The sequence below is a fragment of the Thermogutta sp. genome, from assembly GCF_014359955.1.
Lineage (GTDB): Bacteria > Planctomycetota > Planctomycetia > Pirellulales > Thermoguttaceae > Thermogutta.
The window spans coordinates 1-4,643 of sequence record NZ_JACIYL010000318.1 but is presented as its reverse complement, the minus strand read 5'-3'; the positions used below and the strand labels follow the sequence as shown (position 1 = coordinate 4,643).

At 57.9% G+C, this 4,643-nt stretch carries 4 protein-coding genes and 2 pseudogenes; 4 read left to right on the top strand and 2 right to left on the bottom strand.

Going from position 1 to position 4,643, the window contains the following annotated elements:
- From H5U08_RS19855 to H5U08_RS10570, 4 genes and pseudogenes are all read left to right on the top strand, one after another.
- Positions 1–117, top strand: a pseudogene (locus H5U08_RS19855) (YggS family pyridoxal phosphate-dependent enzyme); the annotation flags it as partial.
- Positions 118–246: 129 nt separating this feature from the next.
- Positions 247–537, top strand: coding sequence for a DUF167 domain-containing protein (locus tag H5U08_RS10580; RefSeq protein WP_297032816.1), 291 nt, complete (start codon positions 247–249; stop codon positions 535–537).
- A gap of 153 nt (positions 538–690) precedes the next feature.
- On the top strand, positions 691–1,401 hold the full coding sequence (locus H5U08_RS10575) for an HAD family phosphatase (RefSeq protein ID WP_297032814.1): 711 nt from the start codon (positions 691–693) through the stop codon (positions 1,399–1,401).
- Positions 1,402–1,489: 88 nt separating this feature from the next.
- Positions 1,490–2,869, top strand: coding sequence for an endo-1,4-beta-xylanase (locus tag H5U08_RS10570; RefSeq protein WP_297032812.1), 1,380 nt, complete (start codon positions 1,490–1,492; stop codon positions 2,867–2,869).
- Between the two features lie 38 nt (positions 2,870–2,907).
- Here H5U08_RS10570 and H5U08_RS10565 read toward each other — a convergent pair whose 3' ends face one another.
- A complete protein-coding gene (locus tag H5U08_RS10565) occupies positions 2,908–3,234 on the bottom strand; it encodes an Hpt domain-containing protein (RefSeq protein WP_297032810.1) in 327 nt (108 codons plus the stop codon).
- A 1,276-nt stretch (positions 3,235–4,510) separates the two neighbouring features.
- A pseudogene (locus H5U08_RS19850) lies at positions 4,511–4,643 on the bottom strand (cysteine synthase A); the annotation flags it as partial.

Sequence of the window (4,643 nt, the reverse complement as noted above, 5' to 3'; positions counted from 1 at the left end):
CTAAGAGAACTTTCTATGGGGATGAGCGGAGATTTTGAAATCGCCATCGAAGAAGGGGCCACCATGGTGCGGATCGGTTCGGCCCTTTTTCAGGGTATCCTCGAGGAAGAGTCCTGAGCCATCACCGTGGCGCCCGAGCCTTGACTTTGACGAATGTCTCAAACGGCTGGTGTGACCGTCCCTGAGAAAGTTCCGTCAATGGACGCATTCAACAACTTCATGACCAGGTAGCCGGGAATCTCTCGTATGAATCCACCCGTGGATCATCCTGAAGGCTGTGTGCTGGAAATTAAAGTGCACGCGGGGGCGCGCCGTAATGAGGTGCGATGGGAGTCGGACCAGCGTGTGAAAGTGTGGGTCACTCAGGCGCCGGAAAAAGGAAAGGCCAACCAGGCGGTACTCGAGATCCTGGCGAGAAGCCTGGGCATTCGGCCCTCCCAACTGGAGATCGTGTCGGGCCAAACCTCCCCGCAAAAGCGCGTTCTGGTACGGGGATTAAATGCACAGGAAGTGACTCAACGACTCAAGACCCCGTGAGCGTGCAGACCCTGAAATCGGGGGAATTCCGTCGGAGAAAAATTGCTGCCGCAAAAAATTTGCGAAGAGGAAATTATTTCGGATCGACCGACGGCACAGCAAAATGAGCGTATGAGCCAGCTTCGCCGAGATAGACATGAAGGGTTAGCAGCAATGGTGGAACAAACCGGAAGACCTGAGGCAACCGAGTTGCAACCAGCCCCCGGAGCCGTTGTGTTCGATATGGATGGGCTGATGTTCAACACCGAGGACATCTACTTTGCCGTGGGCACAGAGCTTCTTCGCCGCCGGGGACACGTCTTTACCCGCGAACTCAGCGACGCCATGATGGGTCGGCCGCCCCAGGCGAGCTTTGAGATCATGATCCGCTGGCATAATCTTTCCGACGATTGGCAAACCCTGGCCAGAGAGTCCGAGGACCTCTTCATCGAGATGATCAAAGGACGCATCCAACCGATGCCAGGTCTGCTGGAACTGCTGGACGCCCTTGAGAAAGCAGGGATTCCCAAGGCCATTGCCACCAGCAGCAGCCGTCGAACACTTCAGGCTGTGCTGGGCACTTTCCAGCTCGAACCGCGATTTCATTTCACGCTCACGGCAGAAGACGTTCAGCGCGGGAAGCCGGATCCTGAGATTTACCTGAAAGCAGCCGCTCGCTTCGGGTTGGAACCGGAAAGGGTGGTCGTGCTGGAAGACAGCGAAGCCGGTTGTCGCGCAGCGGCCGCGGCTGGTACAATAGCCATCGCCGTTCCCGGGCCCCACAGCGCCCGGCATGATTTTTCAACCGCCCGCTTGATCGTGTCCAGTCTGGCCGATCCGAGACTGTACCAACTCCTGCAACTGCCCGGAACAATGCCGTCGTAACGACGTGGCGTTGCTCGAAAGGAGAGCCGCAACATCGCTGTCGAGAGAGTGCTTCCATTTGGTTATGCCTGAAATGAGGAGATTGCACGTGACCAGTCGCACAATGACTTTCTGCCTCGGAGTGGCCTGTATCGCCGGAGCCATCACGATTCTGCCAGCAGGGCTGAAAGCAGCCGAGCAGAACGATGAACTGTGGCGGACAGCCGAGGAACGGATCGAAAAATACCGAAAAAGCGATGTGGAAATGGTGGTCATTCTCGACGGCAAACCCGTTCCGAACGCGGAAGTGACCATCGAACAGACGCAGCATGCCTTTCTTTTTGGCTGCAATATTTTCAACTGGGGAAGAATCGAGGACCCCGAACTGCAGGAGGCCTACCGTCAGCGTTTTGCCGAAATCTTCAACTATGCCACCGTGGCTTTCTACTGGCCGATGTATGAACGGCAGCAAGGTCAGCCATCCCACGATTACACCCGGCAAGTGGCCGAATGGTGTCGCGAGCATGGGATTGTGGTCAAAGGTCATCCGCTGGCGTGGAACTTTGCTGACCCCGCATGGTTGCCCGACGATCCTAAGGAGATTCTTCGCCTTCAGCTTGCCCGCATCGAGGATTGCGTCTCCCGATTTGCCGGCCTCATCGATCGCTGGGACGTGGTCAATGAAGCGACGGAGTTCGACCGGCCGTCGTTCCAGCAGCGGGCTCCCAAAATGACAAGGATGTGGCGGGAAGTCGGACAGATTGAATTCACGAAGCTCTGTTTCGAACGAGCGCGAAAGGCCAATCCTAACGCCACGTTGATCATCAATGATTATGTGACCAGCCCAAAATACGAACGCTTGCTGGAACAACTCGTGGACGATCAGAACCGCCCGATTTTTGACGTGATCGGAATTCAGAGCCACATGCATGGGGGCACCTGGTCCAACAAGCAGATCTGGGATGTTTGCGAGCGATTCTCCCGATTCAAGGTGCCTCTCCACTTCACCGAAACCACCATTCTCTCGGGTGAACTGGGGCGGGAACGTCCCCGTCCGTGGATCACCACTCCCGAAGGGGAGGAATATCAGGCCCGGGAAGTTGTGCGATTTTACACGATGCTTTTCTCACATCCCGCGGTGGAGGCGATCACGTGGTGGGATTTTTCCGATTATCGCGCCTGGCAGGGAGCCCCGGCGGGACTGCTCCGCAATGACATGTCGCCCAAACCGGCATACACGGAGCTTTACAAACTCATCAAGCAAAAATGGTGGACCAGGGAAACGGCAAAAACGGATGAGACCGGACGCGTCAAATTCCGCGGATTTGCCGGCGAGTACACGGTCCGCGTGAACAAAGCGGAGGTCGGGACGACGGAAATCAGCTTTTCCGTTCAACCCGGCGTCGCCAACTCGATCCGGATCGAACTGCACGGGAACCACGAGCGCAAAGTAGCAGCCGCAGATCCCGCGAAAAGGGCCCAACTGTGAAGCCCTCAGGAAGGGGCACCTGGCCACTCCGCTAAAAGTCACTGCTCGGGACACACCCGGGCGGCATGGCACAATTGAATGAGCCGATCGAGGTTTTGCCGAATTTCCTCGTACTGTGCTTCATTTCGGATCGCGAGTTCCACCGCGGCGGCTGCTTCTGTGATCACCGGGAAGCCGTAACTTCCGGCAGCGCCTTTGAGCTGATGGACCGCCCGGCGGAGCTCCTCGAGATTCCCCGCTGTGAGAAGCTCTTCGTAAACGGCCGTCCGGTAGGGCATCTCTTGGACGAACATTTCGATGAGATCCCGCAAGTCCGGGTCGTTGCCTAACTCGGAATAGATCTCTTTGTGTCCTGTTGCTGTCATTGGTCGCCCATCCATCATCGAAACTCTTCCCCTGGAAACGAGTCGTGTCAACGGACCTCTCAAATCCCCTCGCTTCGCTTTTTTAAGCACACTGCCTTTCCTTCTTTCCTTTTAAAAGTAGTCTAGCTTACAGCAGCCGTTGCAATCGGAGCATGGCAGAAGACTCACGGTGTTTCCACGCCGCGGTTGGCCGTACTACCAGCCTAGCAGGTCCAAATAGCCCTCCGAACACCCTCCTATGCGGGGAATCTGCCAGGCAGAGGGTCCCACTACCCGGCAAATCGCCACGGTCGTTACAGGCGGCACAGTTGTCAATTTTTGAGCCTTATTGCTTCGGAAGAACGCGCAAACAGAAGCAAATGAATAAAATGCTATGTTTGGTGAGACGATAGAAAGTGATAGCCACACGCGAATTGGATAACTTGAGCGGTGTTGGGTGTTTCTGTAACTCGTACAAGAGGAGACTGTTTCCCATGAAGCGTGTCACACTTTACAGTGCCGCGGTCCTTGGTGCCCTCACCATTGGACTGGCCTTGAGCTCGGCTCAGGCCTCGACTCTCTTCGGCGGTGGTGCATGCGCCCCAGCGTGTGAGAAGCCGGCCTGCGAACCCGCTTGCGAACCCGCCTGTGCCCCGGTTTGTCGGCCTGGCCTGCTCGCCCGTATTCGGGCCCATCACCTGGCCAAGCATGCCTGTTGCGAGCCCTGCGCTCCGGCTTGCGAAAAACCCGCCTGCGAGCCCGCCTGTGAACCCGCTTGCGAGCCCTGCTGCCGTCCTGGTCTGCTTGCCCGCATTCGGGCCCATCATCAGGCCAAGCGTGCCTGCCGCGAGGCGTGCGCTCCGGCTTGCGAACCCTGCAAACCGGCTTGTGAACCCGCTTGCGAGCCCGCGTGCAAACCGGTCCGCGTGCGTCACCATCACCTGCGTCGGGCCTGCTGCGAGCCCTGCGCTCCGGCTTGCGAAAAACCCGCCTGCGAAGCCGCCTGCGCTCCCGTGTGCAAGCCCGTCCGGATTCACCATCATCGCGTTCGTCGCGTGATCTGCAATCCGTGCGCTCCGGCTTGCGAAAAGCCCGCCTGCGAGAAGCCCTGCGGGTGCTGATGAGATGAAACCGGACGATCGGGACCGAATCAACTGACGTGCTACCCGAGACGCCAGTAACTCAACCGGGCGACCGCTTCAAGAGGTCGCCCGGGCTTTTTTGTTCCTGAACTACCCCATCCCGGTCAAACCGGACCAGGTTGCGATTGGGAAGTTGGAGAGCGATGAACTCTCCATCACTCGGGGAACAATCGCGTGGTGAGATACCGCTCGCCCAGGTCGGGGAGCACCACGACGATCAGTTTTCCGGCGTTTTCCGGCCGCTTGGCCACCTGCAGAGCTGCCCAGGCGGCCGCCCCGGAACTGATA